Here is a 22,646-nt window from a genome sequence, read left to right on the forward strand (position 1 = left end):
CAATAGGTAAATAACCATGTGTGGAATCGTTGGCGCAGTAGCGCAAAGAGATGTTGCTGAAATTTTAGTTGAAGGTTTACGCCGCTTAGAATATCGCGGTTATGACAGTGCTGGTGTGGCGGTGATTAATGGTACAGAACTAAACCGCACTCGCCGTTTAGGTAAAGTACAAGAGCTATCGTCAGCGTTAGCTGAAGCGCCACTGTCTGGCGGAACGGGTATCGCCCACACTCGCTGGGCAACCCATGGTGAACCAAGTGAACGTAATGCCCACCCGCATTTATCAGAAGATGATATTGCCGTTGTTCACAACGGCATCATTGAAAACCACAATAAGCTACGTGAAAAACTAAAAGGCTTAGGCTATGTGTTTTCATCAGACACAGACACCGAAGTTATTTGTCATTTAGTCCACCATGAACTTAAAACAGCTGATACGTTGTTATCAGCAGTACAAGCCACTGTTAAGCAGTTAGAAGGTGCATACGGTACAGTGGTTATTGACCGTCGCGACAGCGAACGTATGGTTGTGGCTCGTAGTGGTAGCCCACTTGTTATCGGTTATGGTATTGGTGAAAACTTTGTTGCATCAGACCAACTTGCACTACTACCTGTAACCCGTAATTTTGCTTTCTTAGAAGAAGGCGATGTGGCAGAAGTGACTCGTCGTGAAGTGAATATTTTTGATTTTAACGGCAATGCGGTTAAGCGTGAAATCAAAGAATCAGAAGTGACCCATGACGCTGGTGATAAAGGTGAATACCGTCACTATATGCTAAAAGAAATCTACGAGCAGCCAATGGCTTTAGCCCGTACGATTGAAGGTCGCATTGCCAACAAACAAGTATTAGACAGTGCTTTTGGTGATAATGCAGCAGAGTTCTTAAAAGACATTAAACACGTACAAATTATCGCCTGTGGTACCAGTTACCATGCCGGTATGGCTGCGCGTTACTGGCTAGAAGATTGGGCTGGTGTGTCATGTAATGTTGAAATTGCTTCAGAGTTTCGTTACCGCAAATCGCACTTATTCCCAAATAGCTTGTTAGTGACTATTTCACAATCGGGTGAAACTGCTGATACCTTAGCGGCAATGCGTCTTGCTAAAGAAATGGGCTACAAAGCCACCTTAACCATTTGTAACTCAGGTGGTTCATCGTTAGTACGCGAATCAGACATGGCTTACATGATGAAAGCGGGTGCTGAAATTGGCGTAGCATCAACTAAAGCGTTTACCGTGCAATTAGCTGGTTTACTGATGCTAACAGCTGTAATTGGTCGTCACAACGGTATGTCAGACGAGATGCAAGCTAACATCACCCAAAGCTTGTTATCAATGCCTGCTAAAGTAGAGCAAGCATTAGGTTTGGACGATGCCATTGCTCAGTTAGCGGAAGACTTTGCCGACAAACACCATGCACTATTCTTAGGCCGTGGCGATCAATATCCAATCGCAATGGAAGGCGCATTAAAGCTAAAAGAAATTTCATATATTCATGCAGAAGCTTATGCCTCTGGTGAGTTAAAACATGGGCCACTAGCCTTAGTTGATGCCGATATGCCTGTTATTGTTGTTGCGCCAAACAACGAGTTACTTGAAAAGCTTAAGTCAAACGTTGAAGAAGTCCGTGCTCGTGGTGGATTAATGTATGTGTTTGCAGATATCGACGCTGAGTTTGAGTCAGACGACACCATGAAAGTTATCCAGGTTCCTCATTGTGATGAGTTTATGGCACCCTTGATTTACACCATTCCATTACAGTTATTGTCATACCATGTGGCACTAATTAAAGGTACCGATGTCGACCAACCACGTAACTTGGCAAAATCGGTCACTGTAGAGTAACTGTTTGATTTTAAGTAAAAATATTTTTAAAGAAGGCTTTCTAAGAAAGCCTTTTTTATTAGTCATAATTTAATTGACAAGAGCGCGCAAACAGACGATAAAAGATCATGTTTGAAAATTAGGTAGGGAGTTTTTATCTGCTAATTCAAATAGATGTTTTTAACGTTATCAAATAAGAGGTCGATGAGATGGATTTTATTGAACGAATAGATGCTTTATCAAAACGAATCCCGCAGATATCTGCAAGCTTGCAAACGGAGGAAGCAACAAAAAATGCACTAATAATGCCATTTTTGCATACGGTATTGGGATATGATGTTTTTAATCCTAATGAAGTCATTCCAGAGTTCACCGCCGATGTAGCAACAAAAAAAGGTGAAAAAGTTGATTATGCACTAGTCAAAGATGGTGAAGTACAAATTCTTATTGAATGTAAAAAATACGGTGAAAAGCTTTCAGTAAAGCATGCTGGCCAGTTGTTTAGATATTTTTCTGTAACAAACTCAAGATTAGCTATTTTGACAAACGGTACAGAATATCAATTTTTTACCGATTTAGATGCGCCAAATAAAATGGATGAAAAACCATTTTTAACGTTAGATTTATTAAATATTGATGAGCATTTAATTCCAGAACTAAAAAAACTCACTAAAACATCATTTGATGTCGATTCCATAGTGAGCGCTGCTGGAGAGCTAAAATATTTAAATCAAATAAAAAAATTATTAGGTGAGCAGTTTAAAGACCCAGAAGAGGAATTTATTAAATTCTTTGCAGCAAGGAGTTATGAAGGTGTACTTACGCCAAAAGTAAAACAGCAATTTACTGAGATAACTAAAAAAGCATTAAGGCAATTCTTAAGTGACAGTATCAATGAAAGGTTAAAATCAGCAATTGGTAGTGAACAAGTTTCGAAAGCAGAAGTTGACGAAAAATCTCTTGTTGATGATGAAAAACCTAAAGTCATTACGACTAATGATGAAGTTGAAGGCTTTAATATTGTAAAAGCTATTTTGAGACAAAAAGTAGATGCTAATAGGATTATTGCCAGAGATACCCAAAGTTATTTTGGTGTATTACTGGATGATAACAACCGTAAACCACTATGCCGTTTGCATTTCAACGCAAAACAAAAATATATTGGATTATTTGATTTAGATAAAAATGAAACAAGGCATCCAATAGAAACGTTAGATCAAATTTTTGATTTCAATGATGCCCTTTTACAAACAATCTCATGTTATGAATAACAGCCCCACAAGCTAGTACAAATAAAAATACTGTCATCCTCGAGTGTTTTTATCGGGGATCCAGTTTTGTATTTGAGTAGGTATAAAAAAGAAATAAAGTGGCTTTTTTATCTAAATTTAGTCGAGTCAGGGTAAGTTTTTATAGAAAAACCTTCTAAGCCAATTCTGTCCACTAATGTGTTAGTTCACTTTGACTCTACTATGACATAACTATCGAGATATAAAATTGAATCTTCATTTGTATCGATATCAAGCTAAGATAGCTAGAAGGTACTGTATCGTTTAAGTTAATAGAATACCGTTAAACGGCTGGACTAAAATAAGTGTCATGACTATAATTGAGCGGTCGTTCAAAAAATAACCCCCTGTTTTTAGAGATATGCCAATGAGTAAACCAGCTAAATTTAATCGCGAAGACATTATTGAAAAAGCGGCCAATTTATATTGGCAAAAAGGCTTTCATGCTACTTCTATGCGTAACCTTCAAGAAGTCATCGACATGCGCCCTGGTAGTATTTACGCTAGCTTTGGCAGTAAAGAGGGATTATTTAAAGAAGCATTGCAGCATTATGCTAATGCTGGTGTTGCCCAGTTGCACATTTGTATTGCTGAAACTCGCTCTCCGTTAGCGGCGTTAAAGTTGTTTGTTGAACGTGCTGTTTTGGGTCAATGTAATGCGCCAAGTGGCATGTGTATGTTGGTTAAAACCGTAGCTGAATTAACCGAAGATAACGCTGACTTGTTAGCTGAAGCAAAAGAGTCTTTAGTGATGGTAGAGGCTGAGTTTGCCAAGTTATTAGCTCAGGCACAACAAAATGGTGAGTTAGATACAGCACAAACGCCACAAGCATTAGCGCGTTTTTTACAGGTGCAAATTATTGGTATTCGCACTTATGCCCATGCTAATAATGACGACAATACCATTGGTGATTTTATCGAGGCTATATTCAGTAACCCACCGTTAGCCATTAAAAAATAGGGTATTCACGCTATATCACTAATGGCATATTTTGATTTATACATTGTGATAAATGTACTTTGAAAGACGGCAAATTTAATCGATAGCTATAGCTGATTAGGTGTTCAAACTAGATGAAAAATATCAACTAATAATTGATGTTGCCTTTGTTAACTATCACTACCACTACATTTACTCCCCTAAATACCAAAAAGCCAAAACTGCTAAGGTTTTTGGCTTTTTAAGTTGTGACTTTTAATTTACGCTTTTTGTTCAGCCAGAAGTTCGCTAAGCACTTGTTTATAAGATTCAACAGGGTGAGCGCCATTTAATGCGCTGGTGCGATTAAATACCACGGTTGGCACTGAATTTATGCCAGCAGATAACCACTGGTTTTTCTCTGCGATGATATGCGCTCTAACTTCTGCATTATCGAGTAATGGTATAGCCTCTTCTGGATTCAAGCCGACGGCGATAAGTTCATTGGCGAGAACCTGTCTGTCAGACACATCTTTATGCTCGCTAAAAAAAGCCTTAAATAGACGTATTTTCAGTTCAGTTTGTTTACCAAACGCTTTGGCATAATCTAGCAAAATGTGGGCGTCAAACGTGTTGACTATTTTCATGTCATCAGCATAGTTGAACTCAAAACCAAACTCTGCACCACGGGCGGTAATATTGCTGCGAGCACGATCACTGTCTTCACGGCTAGAACCATATTTACGGGCAACATGTGCGCGCAGTTCTTCACCTTCTGGTGGCATATCTGGATTAAGTTCGAATGGTTGCCATTCAATATCAACCTTATCTTCAATACCAAGCTCTACTATCGCTTGTTTTAATCCTTCATATCCAACGATACACCATGGACAAACGACATCTGAAACTATGTCTAGTTTAATTCTATCTGCCATATTTTTACCTGCTTTTATGTGGTTAACGAGTAAAAGCGCCTACTGTGTGGGCTCTTTTTTAGGTTTAGCTATTTGTACTTACTTATTGTCTTGCCACGCAAACTTTTTAAAAGGGGCATCAACAGGTGTATGAGCAAGATGATTAACATAATTGCTGATCACTTTTTGTGATAAACCTAAGATTATTTCAAGCAATTGGCGTTGGCCATAACCCGCTGCAAAAAACGCGTCCATTTCAGCATCTGACAATATCCCGCGGTTACGTACCACAAGTAATGTAGTGTCGTGTAGCGCCTGTAATTTAGCATTTGGCATGGCTTCACGGTTTCTTAATGCATCTGATAGTGCAGAATCCACTTTCATCATTTCAGCTATACCCGTGTGGGCAGGCACACAGTAGGTACAACCATGTTCAACGTTTATGGTTTGCCATACTACGGTTAATTCATCTGCATTAAATGACGATTCAGTAAATAGTGTGTGCAGTGTTTGATAGGCCTCAAAAATGCCAGGAGACTCAGCCAATACTCCGTGAAGGTTAGGAACCATGCCGTAAGCTTTTTGAGATTGCTCTAGCAATGCTTTGCTTTGTGCTGGAACCGTTTCTAAATTATGGATAGTAAATTTGCTCATGTGGCACTCCAAAAGGTAGTTAATTTATTAAGCGAGAAGTAAATCACTTTATTGTTAAGCGCTGTGCTTAATATGAACATAATATAAACCTAATTGAACGTTCGTTCAAGTTGTATTTTGAACAATCGTTCAGTTGTGGGTCGTTGTTTAAAAAAATCAAATGATTAACCAGGAGCTGCATTAAAATGAGCTTAAAGAGTCTTGCTATTATTTTGACCTTATTCTAAGACTAAATTTAGCACCTCAATAGATTTTGAAGCAAAATAGCAGCAAAACCTTTTATTATGATATTTTGCGTTTTAATCATTATTGATTTAAGACAGGTTTTGGTAAAATTAAGTAACGACGCTGGTGTTTTCAGCTTTGATGCCGATAAACTAATGACTAAACACAGCGGTATTTATAAATGATGTTTGAATCTATTCGTATACTTTTTTCCGTCACCGATGACAGTTTGCTGATTATTGGTAACTTCCAGCCTTGGGCTGTATTGATTTCAATAGGTATTGCTACGTTAGCTTCGTTCATGGCATTACAAGTGGCTGCGCAAGCCGCAGTAACTCGCGATAAGAGCAAACGTTTAATATTAACAATGTCTGGCAGCATTGCCTTGGGTGGCGGTGTGTGGTCGATGCATTTTATTGGAATGTTGGCATTTAGTTTGTGCACTCCAGTAAATTACGATGTTACGTTAACTTTACTGTCTTTTATTCCCAGTATTGCCGCGTCATGGGTTGCTTTCCATGTCATATCAGCCTCTAATCCGAAACTTATCCAGTTTGTTATTGGTGGTGTTCTTGCTGGAGCGGGCATTGGCACTATGCACTATGTCGGTATGGCTGCTATGCAAATGGCTCCAATATTAAGATATGACTTATTTTATTTTGGTTTGTCGATTTTTGTCGCGGTATTTTTGGCCATTTTATCCTTATGGATTCGGTTTAGTTTAAATAAGTTTGGTCGTTTCACTTTAAGCGAACTTCAAAAAAATATTATTGCAGCTATGGTGATGGGATGCGCCATATCTGGAATGCATTACACCGGTATGGCAGCCGCCCGCTTCGTTAGGCCGCCAGGTTTTGAGTTTTCAGAACAAGATCAAATGATGTCGCTTTTTCTTGGTGGGGCTGTTGCGATAATAACCATTACGATTATTTTATTAGTACTGGGCGTTAATTTACTAATGAAATATCGAGCGTCTTTACATCAAGCTAAGCTAAGTGAAGCACGTTACCGCGCGACAATTAGTACCGCAATTGACGGTATTATTACTTTTAACGCTGAAGGCAAAATTGAAAGTGGCAATAAAGCTGTTGAAGCATTGTTAGGTTTGCAGCTTGATAAACTATGTCATCAAAATATTCGCAACTTTATTCCTGCAAATTTTATTGATGACTTTAATGATTATTTGGAAAGCTTTTTAAGCTGTGTTATTTCAAGACAACAAGGTGATGGGCGTGACGTAGAAGCGTTACACAGTAATGGTTCAACAATACCTGTAAGAGTATCAATAGGTCATGCGTCCATTGAAGGACGAAGCCTCTTTATTATGTATGTAAGTGACCTGCGTTATCGTATTGAAATGCAGCGCGCCTTAGTAACAAGTGAGGCTCAATTTCGCTCATTGATTACCAACATTCCAGGTATTGCTTACCGTTGTATGAATACTGAAAACTGGCCTATGATGTTTATTAGCGATGCTGTAGAAAGTATTACAGGTTATCCAGCAAGTGATTATTTGGGGTCACCGCCGAAACGCTATTTTTCTGAACACGTGCATCATGATGACCTTGAACAAATAACTCAACAAATTAACGCCGGTTATGTTTATCAACTAGAGTACCGCATCTATAATATTAAAGGCGAAATACGTTGGTTACTGGGTTATGGCACCCATGTTGATGATGCTGGAGATAAATGGCTTGATGGTTTTATTATGGATATCACTGAGCGTAAAGCCATGGAGCAATCCTTACTTATAGCCAAAGACAAAGCGGAACAAGCTGCGTCTGCAAGGGCGGCTTTCTTAGCGAATATGAGTCATGAGATCCGTACCCCAATGAATGCCATTATAGGCTTTAGTGATATTTTACTTGATGATAAATTACCTCCACAACAGCAAAAATATCTCCATACGATTAATCAGTCAGCTAAATCATTATTACACCTATTAAATGATGTGCTCGACAGTGCAAAATTAGACAAAGGCAAATTCGAATTAGAGCTAAGGGATTTTTCATTAATTGAAGAAATAGACTCAGTTGTGTCTACCCTGTGGTTACAAGCAAACTCTAAGGGGTTGTATTTAAATGTGAGTGTGGCTGCCGAAGTCACTCTGTCTTATCACGGTGCCCCCGATCGTATTCGCCAAGTGCTAACAAACATAATTGGTAATGCGATTAAATTTACCGCTGAAGGTGGGGTGAATATAGTGGTGAGCGTCAAGCCTAGTGGTTGCATTGAATTTGCCATTACAGACACAGGTATTGGGATGACCCAAGATCAGCTTAAAATGGTGTTTGATGCATTCGCTCAAGCTGATGCTAGTATGAACCGTCGTTTTGGAGGCACAGGCTTAGGTACCACAATTAGTAAACAATTAGTGGAGTTAATGGGCGGTAAAATTACTGCACTGAGTACTTATGGTGAAGGAAGTTGCTTTACTTTCTCATTGCCATTGCTTGCACCTATAAAAGCACTGCGTTCGACAGTGCCTTTGGAGAGAATTAATCTTAAACCGCTAGATATTTTGATTGTTGATGATATTCAGCAAAATATTGATTTATTAACTATTTTAATGAGTCGTCAAGGTCATACTGTCATTAGCGCACGCGACGGTAAACAAGCGTTACTTAGGATGCGAAGTGATAAGATAGATGTAGTATTAATGGATATACAAATGCCTATTATGGATGGCTTAACGGCATCACTTGAGCGTCGCGAACAAGAGCGTGCAGAACACCTACCCTACATGCCCATCATTGCATTAACGGCCAGTGTACTGCCAGAAGACAGGAAGGCCGCCCTTGATGCTGGCATGGATGGTTTTGCTAACAAGCCTATTGATATTGCCCTGCTGAATTATGAAATAGCACAAGTGCTAAAGCTTGAAATAAACCATGATATTACCGATGCTACGCTTACGGCTGTTGATAATAAACAGGTGGTTAATGAGAAAAAAGGTATCGCTTTGTGGGGTGATAAAGCGACACTAATTAAAGAAATTACCAACTTTATAACTAAACAACACAGCACGAGTGTGGAACTAGTACAAGGTATAACGGCGGCCGACTGGCCTGCGGTGCATAACTTATTACATAGTCTTAAGGGGTTATCAGGTAACTTAGCGTTAACACAGCTCACTCGTTTACTCAGTGATGCAGAGCGTTTAGCGCATATTCCCTCGCCTGCAGAGTTACTGACTTTGGTGGCCAATATTGATCAAGCATTTTCCAGAGTAGATGCTTATCTCGAAGCTCTGCAAGTTGATGATAATGAAGTGTTAGCCAGTGACCGTTTGAGTGTGGATCAGATACAACAGCTTATTGATCATATTCGACTAAGTGCAAAAGATAATCAATATAATGAATCAGATGTTGCGTCACTGGTTGCATCAGCGCCGACAATGCATCGACCACTTTGCATACTGATACAAAATGCTTTAGATGATTTTGAATTTGAACAAGCACTTATAGCACTAGATAATTTAGAACTGCAAATAAGTACACAGTAAAAAGACCTAATTAAATGATAAATAATAGTCAAGATTGTCAGCAGACCATTCTCATTGTCGACGATGAGCCAGCAAATCTAAGAGTATTGAAAAAAATGCTTGAGGATCAATATCGGTTAATTTTTGCCAAAAGTGGTGAGGAGGCTCTGCGTTTAGTGCAAAGAGAGCTGCCTAATTTAATTCTGCTTGATGTCATGATGCCAGGTATGACTGGGTTTGAAGTTTGCCAGCGACTAAAGGACAACCCTATTAGTAAAGCGGTACCTATTATTTTTGTGACGGCACTGAATGATGAACTTGATGAAACAAAAGGCTTTGAAGTAGGGGCCGTCGATTACATTACTAAACCGGTATCACCGGCCATTGTAAAAGCTCGCGTGCGTACTCATTTGTCTTTAGTGCAAGCCGATGATTTACGTCGTACACGCTTGCAAGTGATTCAGCGTCTTGGGCGGGCATCAGAATATAAAGACAATGAAACAGGCATGCACGTTATGCGGATGAGTCATTTTTCTAAGGTGATAGCTCTTGCCTATGGGTTATCAGAGTCGGCGGCAGATAATTTACTGCATGCCGCCCCTATGCATGATATCGGTAAAATTGGGATTCCAGATAGTATTATGCTCAAACCGGAAAACTGACCGATGAAGAATTTACCATCATGAAAACGCATCCAGAAATTGGCGCTGAGATATTAGGCGAATCAGATTCTGATTTAATTGCTTTAGCAAAGGTTGTGGCATTAACGCATCATGAAAAATACGATGGTAGCGGCTACCCAAAAGGCTTAAAAGGACAAGATATTCCGATTGAAGGGCGTATTGTTGCCATTGCGGATGTGTTTGATGCACTGACAAGTAAACGCCCTTATAAAGAGGCGTGGAGCGTTGAAAAAGCGATGACGTTCATTAATGAGCAAAGTGGTATTCATTTCGACCCAGATTTAGTGGTTTTATTTCAACAGTGCTTGCCAAGCATTTTAGACATTAAGCAACGTTGGCATGACTAACTCACCATTAAGAGTTAAATATTATCCAGTTCTATTTTGCTTGCTATCTAGATTTACTCCGCTGACAGAAACCAAGTCGTCGACACGATAGCGCGTGCTACATTTATAGTCATCTCGAATATAGTCACCTCGAATTAATCTTATCCCAGCCCTTACAGTAGCTTGCTTTGCCGTGTTTGGTTTGTTAATTGCTATACCCAATCCTAAACACTCTTATGTGGTTTACAGTAAACTTTATCAATGACTTGTGTTTAATTTAAGAAAGTATTTTAGTTGTCGTTATTAAAATATAAGCGGCGACTACTTTAGTTGTTATGCATACGTATTCAGCATTATGGCATGTTTATTTGTTTGATTATTGAGCGATACTGATTCGTGTTAACAAATTGTTAGCAACAATGATAATTTAATAATAAAGGCCTTAAACATGAATTGTAATCACGCGTTAACTAAGGTGGCCCTAGCAACTGGCTTATCTGTGTGTATGTCATCATCCGTATTTGCTACTTCACAACCGACAACATTTGTGCATTTATTTGAGTGGAATTGGCAAGATGTCGCTCAAGAATGTGAGCAGTTTTTAGGGCCTAGTGGCTATGCCGCAGTACAAGTCTCCCCGCCTAATGAACACATCCAAGGCAACCAGTGGTGGACCCGCTACCAACCTGTAAGTTATGTGTTGCAAAGTCGTGGTGGCAACCGTAGTCAGTTTATTAATATGGTTAATCGTTGTAAGGCGGTTAATGTTGATATTTATGTTGATGCAGTGATTAATCATATGGCTAGCGGCAGCGGTACAGGCACTGCTGGCAGCGCTTATGGTAATAAAAGTTACCCTGCATATAGCCCGCAAGATTTTCATAATACCTGTGCGATTAAAGATTATAACAACCGCTGGGAAGTACAAAACTGCGAGCTTGTTGGTTTAACCGATCTTAATACCAGTGCTAATTATGTTCAGACCACTATCGCTGGATTTTTGAATGACCTGACTAACATAGGTGTTGCAGGTTTCCGTTTTGATGCTTCTAAACATATGGCCGTTGAAGATATTCAAGGTGTTATGTCAAAAGTGAATGGCTCTCCTCTGGTTTTTCAAGAAGTGATTGACCAAGGTGGTGAAGCGATTAGTGCCAGTGAATATACCAGTGTTGGCTTGGTGACAGAGTTTAAATATTCAACCCAGTTAGGCAATACATTCCGTAATGGTAACTTAGCATCCTTAAAAAACTTTGGTGAAGGCTGGGGGTTTATGCCGAGCAGCTCAGCGGTTGTTTTTGTTGATAACCATGACAACCAACGTGGTCACGGTGGCGCAGGTAATGTGATTACGTTTGAAGATGGTCGTTTATATGACTTAGCCAATGTGTTTATGCTTGCTTATCCTTATGGTTATCCAAAAGTAATGTCGAGTTATTCATTTAATGGCAATACCGATGCTGGTGGACCTAACGTGAGCGTTCATAATAATGGCAATTTAGAATGTTTTGGTAACAACTGGAAGTGTGAACATCGCTGGAGCTACATTGCTGGTGGAGTGAGTTTTCGCAACAATACCGCAGATAATTGGGCCACAACAAACTGGTGGGACAATGGTAACAATAAAATTGCTTTCGGTCGCGGCAGCTCAGGTTTTGTGGCTATTAATAAAGAGAACTCAAATTTAACCGCATCGTTAGCAACATCTATGGCTCCAGGGACTTATTGTAACGTGCTTAAAGGTAAAATCGCCCAGGACAAACGTTCATGCAGCGGTGAAACCATAGTGGTTAATAATAATGGTGCGATTAATGCTAACGTCACAGCATGGGATGCGTTTGCAATTCATCAAGGGGCGAAGCTCATCGCTGGTGGCGTTGTTAATAATCCTGATTGGCAGCGGACGGTTATTTTTGTTCAAGCTCAAACCCAAAGTGGTCAAGATATGTTTCTTCGTGGCGGCATTGATCATGCCTATGCAGCAAGCAACTTAAATAAAACCTGTACCAGTAGTAATTTTGAGTGTGCGATCCCGATTAGACATAACAATCTACGTAACGTGACCACTGCCCCCTGGAAAGCTAATGATGCATATTTAGATTGGTATGGTCCTGAATCTGCCCAAAGCACAGCATCAGCGGGTTCAGCGTTGGATTGGACAACCAATTTATGGCCTGCGGCTTGGGGAGCCAAACAAACCGTGACCAATAATGGATATGGAGAAGAGCCTTTAAACATCTGGGGGCAACATTATTGGATGTTAGATGTGGATATGGATTGCAGCAAAACGGTCAATGGACACTTTGAAGTAAAAGCGTTTGTCAAAAATGGCCAAGGCTGGGAAAGTAGTATTAGCCAATCTAATACGCCATTTCCTTCAAGTAATCATGTTGCACAATGCGGCAAGGTGAATCAATTTAGTTTCAACAGTAATAGCATTCAAATAAGTAATTTTTAAGGTTTATAGATAATGAAAACGGCCAAAACTGCTGTTTTGGCTGTTTTAATTGATATTCAATTAACCTCAAATCGAGTTAAGAGATGCATTAAATTATCTGTACTAAATTTTACATATACTCAGTAATAAGCTTGATGTCTTTATAGTATGATGTAATTCATCCGTGAAACATCAAAAGACAGCCACTTGAATGACAAGCATAACTCGTCAAAATCTAACTCACCAATTAACTCATGATCTTGGCATTGCTATCGTCAGTGGGGAATACCCTATTGGAGAAGGATTACCTTCCGAAGCTGACTTGTGCATTAAGTATAATGTAAGCCGTAGTTCAACACGTGAAGCGGTAAAGATGTTGTCGGCTAAAGGTTTAATTACATCACGTCCAAAGCAGGGTATAAAAGTGATGTCAGAAAGCCAATGGAATATGTTCGATATTGATGTTTTGCATTGGATATTAAGCAGTAAACCCTCTTTATCATTATTAAAAGAGTTTACGCAAATGCGTTTAGCATTAGAACCAGAGGCCGCAGCATTGGCGGCGAAACATGCAACTGCTGAACAGATAGAACATTTAGACATAGCGTTACAGCGAATGAGAGAAGCTGAGCTAGGACTTGAAGATCCGCTTGAGGCTGATATTTTGTTTCACGCAAATATTTTGTGTTCTAGTAATAATCGCTTTTTCGTACAAATGACCGGCTTTACCAGTACAGCATTAAAGGTGAGTTTGCGTTATACCAATCAAATGAAAGGCGTTAATGGTGCCAACGTGGAAGATCACGCTGCCATTTATAATGCGATAAGAATGCGTCAGCCGGAGTTAGCCAAAACGGGAATGGTTAAAATTATTAATGAGTTATTAGTGTTAATTGATTCTAGATTATAACGGCTTATTTCCTCTGTGTTTGCTGCTCTGGTGTAGAGAGCGGCTAAAACAGCCTGAAGCTAATCAGGTAATAGCAGAACAAATATTTAAACCAACATCGTAAAGTTACCTTTTGTACACAGCGTTGTGCTGAAAACATAGGTGCCCACTCTTATATTGTCATTGCTAGAGTGTCTAGCTAGGTTCGCTATCACTAAGTTGCCATACTAAGTGACTAAGGCTGATTAATGGATAGCCGTTAGCTCGAGCTCTTGAGCTAGTTTTTTTGCTTCAATATGATTCCAAATTTTGTCATGAAAGTAAAACACCACTGTGTTCACAGCGGGTTCAATTAATGCAACCGCACCACCAATAACAATGCTACCAGTGAGTAAGTAGGTAATGGTAAATGCGACAGAAAAATGCAGTACCGCAAATGTCATGGTTTTTTTCATGGTAAGACCCTCCAATTGATTTGATTTAATGATAGTGATTATCATTTGCAATTGAAAGTTAAATTTATCAGTTGGCTTAATCGATTTTTTAAATGAATAAGCCCGCCAAGAAAAAGCGGGCTTAAAATGTATTTTGTTTATAGTCAGATTAAGTCATTAACCGAGTTAATAGTGCCAAGGAAACTTAGAGAAATCTTGCTCACGCTTTTCTAAAAAAGCATCTCGTCCTTCTTGGGCTTCTTCAGTACCGTAAGCTAAGCGAGTTGCTTCACCGGCAAACAGTTGCTGACCCACTAAACCATCGTCAGCCATGTTAAAGCCATATTTAAGCATGCGCATTGCGGTAGGTGACTTAGCGTTAATTTCCTTCGCCCATGCTAAGGCTTCTGTTTCAAGTTCAGCATGTGAAATAGCGCGGTTAACCATGCCCATAGCAACGGCTTCTTCTGCCGAGTAATTAAACCCCAAAAAGAAAATTTCACGGGCGCGTTTTTGGCCAATCATCTTAGCTAAATAAGCACTGCCATAACCCGAGTCAAAACTGCCTACATCAGGATCGGTTTGCTTGAAAATAGCATGCTCTTTAGATGCTAATGTTAAATCACAAACCACATGTAAACTATGGCCGCCGCCAACAGCCCAACCAGGCACAACCGCAATAACCACTTTTGGCATAAAACGAATTAACCGCTGCACTTCTAAAATATGCAGGCGACCCATACGAGCCACATCGGGTTTGCCTTCTTCAGCACCTTCATACTTATAACCGTCTTTACCGCGAATACGCTGGTCACCACCGGCGCAAAAAGAGTACTGGCCCTTTGCTGATGGTCCATTGCCAGTGATTAGCACACAGCCGACATCTGACCATTGCCTAGCGTGGTCTAAAGCCATAAAGAGTTCATCTACGGTTTTAGGGCGAAACGAGTTTAAGCAATCTGGGCGATTAATTGCAATACGCACAGTACCTTGATCTTTAGCGCGGTGATAGGTGATGTCTTCAAAGTCGAAACCACTGACGGTGTTCCAACGTGTAGGGTCAAATATATCGGAAATCGCTTGTGTCATTATAAGCTAGCCTTTTTCAATCAATTATTCAAAGGCTATGCTGTATTAATATCTAGGTCAATCTCGCGAGTTCAAAAGCGTTAACTATATCTGGTCGCAAATAAACAGTAAGTTATCTCGGCTAAAAACAGGATGGTTTACCGTTGAGCGTGAACAATACTCTTGTTTAAAGTTTGCTATAGAATCACTATCAATGAAAACACCATCAAGTTCACGAATTTCTATGGTCGACAAGCGTTCATAAATTTTCTCTTTAATAATAGGTATTTTTTTATCAATCCGTTGAATTGTTGTCCCCGTCATTGAAGTGACTTTTTTATCTGCTGTAGTAAACATTGTTTGCACATATTCAATAGGCTCGTCTAGCTTATTGGTTTCTGTTGCAAAGTAATAAATAATGCCACCTATGATGGCTAAACCTATCCAACCTCTCATTTTTTTGTCCGGGTAAATGTTAGAAAGGTATATACTATGCCAGTTTGTTTGTAATGTTAATGTAGTAAGGGCGTAAAATGACAATAGAATCGAAACCCAAAGATTATTCGAAACAAAATCGAATTCAGATTCATCAGCCCGATGCGAACAAGGCCGACCGTTTTAATCCCAGCAATAGTATTTATGTAAGAGCCGTTGATGGACTTTGGACAAGAGTGCGCCGCCGTATGGGCTGGATTACCATGCTGTTCTTCCTTATATTGCCATGGATCACATGGGGCGACCGTCAAGCTGTATGGTTTCACCTCGCAGAACAGAAATTTCATGTTTTTGGTCTGACTATCTGGCCACAGGATTTAACATTACTCGCCGCCCTATTTATGATCTCCGCCTTTGGATTATTTTTTGTCACGACATATCTCGGTCGAGTATGGTGTGGCTATACCTGCCCGCAAACCGTATGGACGTTTATCTTTATCTGGTTTGAAGAAAAATTTGAAGGGGCACGTAATAAGCGTATCAAGTTAGATCAAATGCCGTGGGGCCTTAATAAAGTCTGGCGTAAAACCGCCAAACATACCGCCTGGATATTCATCTCCCTCTTAACTGCCATGACTTTCGTATCTTATTTTGTGCCGACAAGAGAAGTCTATATAGATGTCTTTACGTTAAATGCTGATGGCGGTATCTACTTTTGGGTTATTTTCTTTACTATAGCCACATACGGTAATGCAGGATGGATGCGGGAGATCATGTGTATTCATATGTGTCCTTATGCGCGATTCCAAGCAGCAATGTTCGATAAGAACACCTATATAGTTGGCTATGATGTTAAGCGCGGTGAAACTCGCGGGCCTCGTTCTCGTAAAGATGACCCTAAGGAAAAGGGATTAGGAGACTGCATTGACTGCGACCTTTGTGTTCAAGTCTGCCCAACCGGGATCGATATCCGTAACGGCTTGCAATATGAATGTATTAACTGTGGTGCATGTATTGATGCATGCGATAACACCATGGAACGTATGGGATATGACAAAGGCTTAATTAGTTACACTACAGAAAACAAGCTTGATAACATAAAAGAGACAGTGTTGCGCCCCAAGCTGGTGGGTTACGGCGTGATCTTAACTGTGATGATATTATTGTTTGTTTACGCCAGTGCAACCATAGCGCCGGTCCGAATGGATGTTATCCGTGATCGTAATGCCCTTTACCGGGAAAACAATCGAGGGGAAATAGAAAACACCTTTACGATTAAAATCCTGAATAAGACCGAGGCCAAGCACGATTATCAGTTAAGTGTTGAAGGGCTTAATAATGCCAGATGGATCGGACAGGAGAATGTCAGTATTGCAGCAGGTGAGATTTTAACATTACCTATTAGCGTGGCAATTGACCCAGTAGAGCTAAAACGAAGTGTTACCAACATAAATATCGTAGTGAAGGCTGAAATAGATGGTGAATCAGTCATTACCACCCAAGAAACACGGTTCTTCGGTGAGTAAAAAACATTAATAAGAGTCATAAAGCATATAAAGAAGGGACGAATAGTCCCTTTTTTGTGCGTTTCGTCCAAAAAATGCCCCCTTGATGCTATTTTGGTAAAAAACTTCTTAAAAGCCCTTGCACTACCTCAGAATCTCCCTATAATGCGCATCCACTGACACGGCACAGCGCGAAAGCAACGCGGCGAGTTAGGTTGATTTGAAAGGATAAAAACTTCGGTTTCATCATCAAATCAACAGCGACAAGAAAGTTTGAAAAAACACTTGACGCTGACAACAGGGTCTGTAGAATACGCAGCCCAAGCCAACGACCTAGCGTCTAACGGCGATGTTTGAAAAATTAACATCAACGCTCTTTAACAACTTAAACAAGAAATCTGTGTGGACATTCACAGGTATTGAGTTATTCGAAATTGTCTTCTGTTCTTCGGAATGTTGGCAATCAAAAAATTTAAACTCAATGCAACGATGAATGTTCATAGCAATATGTACAAAAAGACTTTGTTAACTTCGGTTGATAAAGCAATCAGAATTCATTGAGCCGAATCGCAAGATTCAAAAAACTTTAATTGAAGAGTTTGATCATGGCTCAGATTGAACGCTGGCGGCAGGCCTAACACATGCAAGTCGAGCGGCAGCGGGAAGATAGCTTGCTATCTTTGCCGGCGAGCGGCGGACGGGTGAGTAATGCCTAGGGATCTGCCCAGTCGAGGGGGATAACAGTTGGAAACGACTGCTAATACCGCATACGCCCTACGGGGGAAAGGAGGGGACCTTCGGGCCTTTCGCGATTGGATGAACCTAGGTGGGATTAGCTAGTTGGTGAGGTAATGGCTCACCAAGGCGACGATCCCTAGCTGTTCTGAGAGGATGATCAGCCACACTGGGACTGAGACACGGCCCAGACTCCTACGGGAGGCAGCAGTGGGGAATATTGCACAATGGGCGAAAGCCTGATGCAGCCATGCCGCGTGTGTGAAGAAGGCCTTCGGGTTGTAAAGCACTTTCAGTAGGGAGGAAAGGTAGTCGTTTAATAAACGGTTACTGTGACGTTACCTACAGAAGAAGGACCGGCTAACTCCGTGCCAGCAGCCGCGGTAATACGGAGGGTCCGAGCGTTAATCGGAATTACTGGGCGTAAAGCGTGCGCAGGCGGTTTTTTAAGCCAGATGTGAAAGCCCTGGGCTCAACCTAGGAATAGCATTTGGAACTGGGGAACTAGAGTCTTGTAGAGGGAGGTAGAATTTCAGGTGTAGCGGTGAAATGCGTAGATATCTGAAGGAATACCGGTGGCGAAGGCGGCCTCCTGGACAAAGACTGACGCTCATGCACGAAAGCGTGGGGAGCAAACAGGATTAGATACCCTGGTAGTCCACGCCGTAAACGATGTCTACTCGGAGTTTGGTGACTTAGTCACTGGGCTCCCAAGCTAACGCATTAAGTAGACCGCCTGGGGAGTACGGCCGCAAGGTTAAAACTCAAATGAATTGACGGGGGCCCGCACAAGCGGTGGAGCATGTGGTTTAATTCGATGCAACGCGAAGAACCTTACCTACTCTTGACATCCACAGAAGATTGCAGAGATGCGATTGTGCCTTCGGGAACTGTGAGACAGGTGCTGCATGGCTGTCGTCAGCTCGTGTTGTGAAATGTTGGGTTAAGTCCCGCAACGAGCGCAACCCCTATCCTTATTTGCCAGCGAGTTATGTCGGGAACTTTAGGGAGACTGCCGGTGATAAACCGGAGGAAGGTGGGGACGACGTCAAGTCATCATGGCCCTTACGAGTAGGGCTACACACGTGCTACAATGGCGTATACAGAGGGTTGCAAAGCCGCGAGGTGGAGCTAATCTCACAAAGTACGTCGTAGTCCGGATTGGAGTCTGCAACTCGACTCCATGAAGTCGGAATCGCTAGTAATCGTGAATCAGAATGTCACGGTGAATACGTTCCAGGCCTTGTACACACCGCCCGTCACACCATGGGAGTGGGCTGCAAAAGAAGTGGGTAGTTTAACCTTCGGGAGAACGCTCACCACTTTGTGGTTCATGACTGGGGTGAAGTCGTAACAAGGTAGCCCTAGGGGAACCTGGGGCTGGATCACCTCCTTACCTATACGACTAACTCAATACCTAAAGTGCAGCAATGCATGTGAGTGTTCACACAGATTACTTGTTAACTTCTTCGGAAGTAGAGTGAAACACGCCGCTTGCCGGTCAGTGTTGTTCTTTAACAATTTGGAAAGCTGATAGTACTAACTAAAGGCGCATAGATGATGATTCGTTGTTGTTTGTGTGATTATGTTAGTGCGAAAAACGTTAATACGAAAGTATTAACACTTGAGTTCTCAAAACACTGTTTAAGTGTCTTGAATATTCTAAAAACTAAGGCGAGTCACACTTCCTGGTCGGGAGTGAGACAAGTAAAAACCAGCTAGTTGCGATACAGTCTAATTAGTTCACGCAAGTGAAACTCATTTGGGTTGTATGGTTAAGTGACTAAGCGTATACGGTGGATGCCTTGGCAGTCAGAGGCGATGAAGGACGTAATAACTTGCGAAAAGCGTTGGCGAGCTAGTAATAAGCATTTGAGCTAACGATATCCGAATGGGGAAACCTGGCCACATAAGTGGTCATCATGCAGTGAATACATAGTTGCATGAGGCGAACCTGGGGAACTGAAACATCTAAGTACCCAGAGGAAAAGAAATCAACCGAGATTCCCCTAGTAGCGGCGAGCGAACGGGGATTAGCCCTTAAGTCTATGGGGTGTTAGTGGAATGTGTTGGAAAGCACAGCGGCACAGGGTGATAGCCCCGTACATGAAAACTAACCATAGATGAAAACGAGTAAGGCGGGACACGTGACATCCTGTTTGAATATGGGGGGACCATCCTCCAAGGCTAAATACTCCTGACTGACCGATAGTGAACCAGTACCGTGAGGGAAAGGCGAAAAGAACCCCTGTGAGGGGAGTGAAATAGAACCTGAAACCGTATACGTACAAGCAGTGGGAGCGGTTCTTGAGACCGTGACTGCGTACCTTTTGTATAATGGGTCAGCGACTTACGTTTTGTAGCGAGGTTAAGCGAATAGCGGAGCCGTAGGGAAACCGAGTGTTAACTGCGCGTTTAGTTGCAAGGCGTAGACCCGAAACCGAGTGATCTAGCCATGGGCAGGTTGAAGGTTGAGTAACATCAACTGGAGGACCGAACCGACTTATGTTGAAAAATGAGCGGATGACTTGTGGCTGGGGGTGAAAGGCCAATCAAACTCGGAGATATCTGGTTCTCCTCGAAAGCTATTTAGGTAGCGCCTCGAGCGAATACCATTGGGGGTAGAGCACTGTTAAGGCTAGGGGGTCATCCCGACTTACCAACCCTTTGCAAACTCCGAATACCAATGAGTACTACTCGGGAGACAGACAGCGGGTGCTAACGTCCGTTGTCAAAAGGGAAACAACCCAGACCGTCAGCTAAGGTCCCAAAGTGTATGTTAAGTGGGAAACGATGTGGGAAGGCTTAGACAGCTAGGATGTTGGCTTAGAAGCAGCCATCATTTAAAGAAAGCGTAATAGCTCACTAGTCGAGTCGGCCTGCGCGGAAGATTTAACGGGGCTAAACATACCACCGAAGCTACGGGTTTGCAGTTTACTGCAAGCGGTAGAGGAGCGTTCTGTAAGCGGTTGAAGGTGAAGGGGTAACCCACACTGGACGTATCAGAAGTGCGAATGCTGACATGAGTAACGATAAAGGGAGTGAAAAACTCCCTCGCCGAAAGACCAAGGGTTCCTGTCCAACGTTAATCGGGGCAGGGTGAGTCGACCCCTAAGGTGAGGCCGAAAGGCGTAATCGATGGAAAACAGATTAATATTTCTGTACCTCTGCTAACTGCGATGGAGAGACGGAGAAGGCTAGGCTAGCGCGGCGTTGGTAGTCCGCGTTTAAGGTAGTAGGCGGTGTTCTTAGGCAAATCCGGGAACACGTACTTAAATGTACACGTTGAGAGCTGATGACGAGTCACTAAGGTGATGAAGTAGTTGATGCCATGCTTCCAGGAAAATCTTCTAAGCTTCAGGTTAGTAGGGATCGTACCCCAAACCGACACAGGTGGTCGGGTAGAGAATACCAAGGCGCTTGAGAGAACTCGGCTGAAGGAACTAGGCAAAATGGTACCGTAACTTCGGGAGAAGGTACGCTGCTGTTGGTGATGGGACTTGCTCCCTAAGCTGACGGCAGTCGCAGATACCAGGTGGCTGCAACTGTTTATCAAAAACACAGCACTGTGCAAAATCGCAAGATGACGTATACGGTGTGACGCCTGCCCGGTGCTTGAAGGTTAATTGATTGGGTTATCGCAAGAGAAGCTCATGATCGAAGCCCAAGTAAACGGCGGCCGTAACTATAACGGTCCTAAGGTAGCGAAATTCCTTGTCGGGTAAGTTCCGACCTGCACGAATGGCGTAATGATGGCCACGCTGTCTCCAGCCGAGACTCAGTGAAGTTGAAATTGCGGTGAAGATGCCGTATACCCGCGGCTAGACGGAAAGACCCCGTGAACCTTTACTATAGCTTGGCACTGAACATTGAACCTACATGTGTAGGATAGGTGGGAGACTTTGAAGCTTCGTCGCTAGATGGAGTGGAGTCAATCTTGAAATACCACCCTTGTAGTTTTGATGTTCTAACTCTGGCCCCTTATCGGGGTTGAGGACAGTGCCTGGTGGGTAGTTTGACTGGGGCGGTCTCCTCCCAAAGAGTAACGGAGGAGCACGAAGGTTGGCTAAGTACGGTCGGACATCGTACGGTTAGTGCAATGGCATAAGCCAGCTTAACTGCGAGACATACACGTCGAGCAGGTACGAAAGTAGGTCATAGTGATCCGGTGGTTCTGAATGGAAGGGCCATCGCTCAACGGATAAAAGGTACTCCGGGGATAACAGGCTGATACCGCCCAAGAGTTCATATCGACGGCGGTGTTTGGCACCTCGATGTCGGCTCATCACATCCTGGGGCTGAAGTCGGTCCCAAGGGTATGGCTGTTCGCCATTTAAAGTGGTACGCGAGCTGGGTTCAGAACGTCGTGAGACAGTTCGGTCCCTATCTGCCGTGGGCGTTGGATGATTGAGGGGAGCTGCTCCTAGTACGAGAGGACCGGAGTGGACGAACCGCTGGTGTTTGGGTTGTCATGCCAATGGCATTGCCCAGTAGCTACGTTCGGAATCGATAACCGCTGAAAGCATCTAAGCGGGAAGCGAGCCCCAAGATGAGTCATCCCTAGAGCTTTAAGCTCTCTAAAGGGCCGTAGGAGACTACTACGTTGATAGGCAAGGTGTGTAAGCGTTGTGAGGCGTTGAGCTAACTTGTACTAATGACCCGTGAGGCTTAACCATACAACCCAGATGGGTTTTACTGATACGACTTAGTATTAGAATGTGACACTTAAGCAGTGCGAAAACTCAAATAAGCGAAGCTCTGATAAGGGCGTAAGCAAATCAGCTTTCCGAATTATTATTTAATGCACAATGAGTGTGTTAG

General features: G+C 42.1%; 12 protein-coding genes, 2 rRNA genes and 1 pseudogene. 10 read left to right on the top strand and 5 right to left on the bottom strand.

Annotated features, from left to right (window positions below; all coding sequences use genetic code 11):
- Positions 1 to 16 precede the first annotated feature (16 nt).
- The 3 genes from glmS (at position 17) to L0B17_RS02215 (ending at position 4,075) form a co-directional block, all read left to right on the top strand.
- A complete protein-coding gene (gene glmS / locus L0B17_RS02205; protein WP_235087262.1) occupies positions 17 to 1,846 on the top strand; it encodes a glutamine--fructose-6-phosphate transaminase (isomerizing) in 1,830 nt (609 codons plus the stop codon).
- Between the two features lie 188 nt (positions 1,847 to 2,034).
- The gene (locus L0B17_RS02210) at positions 2,035 to 3,096 is read left to right on the top strand and encodes a type I restriction endonuclease (RefSeq protein ID WP_235087264.1); all 1,062 of its coding nucleotides are present in this window, start codon (positions 2,035 to 2,037) and stop codon (positions 3,094 to 3,096) included.
- A 385-nt stretch (positions 3,097 to 3,481) separates the two neighbouring features.
- Entirely contained in the window at positions 3,482 to 4,075 is a 594-nt protein-coding gene (locus L0B17_RS02215) for a TetR/AcrR family transcriptional regulator (RefSeq protein WP_235087266.1), read from the top strand.
- A gap of 239 nt (positions 4,076 to 4,314) precedes the next feature.
- Here the strand turns inward: L0B17_RS02215 and L0B17_RS02220 are convergent, their stop codons facing one another.
- Together L0B17_RS02220 and L0B17_RS02225 are read right to left on the bottom strand one after the other, a co-directional pair.
- Complete coding sequence (locus tag L0B17_RS02220) at positions 4,315 to 4,968, bottom strand: DsbA family oxidoreductase (RefSeq protein WP_235087267.1); 654 nt, start codon at positions 4,966 to 4,968, stop codon at positions 4,315 to 4,317.
- Positions 4,969 to 5,046: 78 nt separating this feature from the next.
- Positions 5,047 to 5,601: a carboxymuconolactone decarboxylase family protein gene (locus L0B17_RS02225; protein WP_235087269.1), complete on the bottom strand. Its 555-nt coding sequence runs from the start codon at positions 5,599 to 5,601 to the stop codon at positions 5,047 to 5,049.
- Positions 5,602 to 6,010: 409 nt separating this feature from the next.
- On the opposite strand from L0B17_RS02225, the gene L0B17_RS02230 reads away from it, so the two are divergent.
- The 4 genes and pseudogenes from L0B17_RS02230 to L0B17_RS02245 all read left to right on the top strand — a co-directional run bounded on the left by L0B17_RS02230 (position 6,011) and on the right by L0B17_RS02245 (position 13,669).
- Complete coding sequence (locus L0B17_RS02230; RefSeq protein WP_235089492.1) at positions 6,011 to 9,334, top strand: MHYT domain-containing protein; 3,324 nt, start codon at positions 6,011 to 6,013, stop codon at positions 9,332 to 9,334.
- A gap of 14 nt (positions 9,335 to 9,348) precedes the next feature.
- A pseudogene (locus tag L0B17_RS02235) lies at positions 9,349 to 10,343 on the top strand (response regulator).
- 427 nt (positions 10,344 to 10,770) lie between these two features.
- Positions 10,771 to 12,780, top strand: coding sequence for an alpha-amylase (locus L0B17_RS02240; protein ID WP_443019916.1), 2,010 nt, complete (start codon positions 10,771 to 10,773; stop codon positions 12,778 to 12,780).
- A gap of 190 nt (positions 12,781 to 12,970) precedes the next feature.
- Complete coding sequence (locus tag L0B17_RS02245; protein ID WP_235087271.1) at positions 12,971 to 13,669, top strand: FadR/GntR family transcriptional regulator; 699 nt, start codon at positions 12,971 to 12,973, stop codon at positions 13,667 to 13,669.
- 224 nt (positions 13,670 to 13,893) lie between these two features.
- On the opposite strand, the gene L0B17_RS02250 is transcribed toward L0B17_RS02245, so the two are convergent.
- From L0B17_RS02250 to L0B17_RS02260, 3 genes are all read right to left on the bottom strand, one after another.
- Positions 13,894 to 14,103, bottom strand: coding sequence for a DUF2061 domain-containing protein (locus tag L0B17_RS02250; protein WP_235087273.1), 210 nt, complete (start codon positions 14,101 to 14,103; stop codon positions 13,894 to 13,896).
- Positions 14,104 to 14,268: 165 nt separating this feature from the next.
- The gene (locus L0B17_RS02255) at positions 14,269 to 15,171 is read right to left on the bottom strand and encodes a 1,4-dihydroxy-2-naphthoyl-CoA synthase (RefSeq protein ID WP_235087274.1); all 903 of its coding nucleotides are present in this window, start codon (positions 15,169 to 15,171) and stop codon (positions 14,269 to 14,271) included.
- Positions 15,172 to 15,255: 84 nt separating this feature from the next.
- Positions 15,256 to 15,606, bottom strand: a complete 351-nt coding sequence (locus tag L0B17_RS02260) for a hypothetical protein (protein WP_235087276.1) — start codon at positions 15,604 to 15,606, stop codon at positions 15,256 to 15,258.
- A gap of 77 nt (positions 15,607 to 15,683) precedes the next feature.
- Between L0B17_RS02260 and ccoG the strand changes: the two genes are divergently transcribed.
- The 3 genes from ccoG to L0B17_RS02275 all read left to right on the top strand — a co-directional run bounded on the left by ccoG (position 15,684) and on the right by L0B17_RS02275 (position 22,501).
- Positions 15,684 to 17,111: a cytochrome c oxidase accessory protein CcoG gene (gene ccoG / locus L0B17_RS02265; protein ID WP_235087277.1), complete on the top strand. Its 1,428-nt coding sequence runs from the start codon at positions 15,684 to 15,686 to the stop codon at positions 17,109 to 17,111.
- Positions 17,112 to 17,677: 566 nt separating this feature from the next.
- Positions 17,678 to 19,221 (top strand): 16S ribosomal RNA (locus L0B17_RS02270).
- A gap of 377 nt (positions 19,222 to 19,598) precedes the next feature.
- A 23S ribosomal RNA gene (locus tag L0B17_RS02275) occupies positions 19,599 to 22,501 on the top strand.
- The 16S and 23S rRNA genes sit together here, the layout of an rRNA operon.
- The last annotated feature ends 145 nt before the right edge of the window (positions 22,502 to 22,646 follow it).

The sequence above is a fragment of the Shewanella sp. OMA3-2 genome, assembly GCF_021513195.1.
In the GTDB taxonomy this organism is placed as follows: domain Bacteria; phylum Pseudomonadota; class Gammaproteobacteria; order Enterobacterales; family Shewanellaceae; genus Shewanella.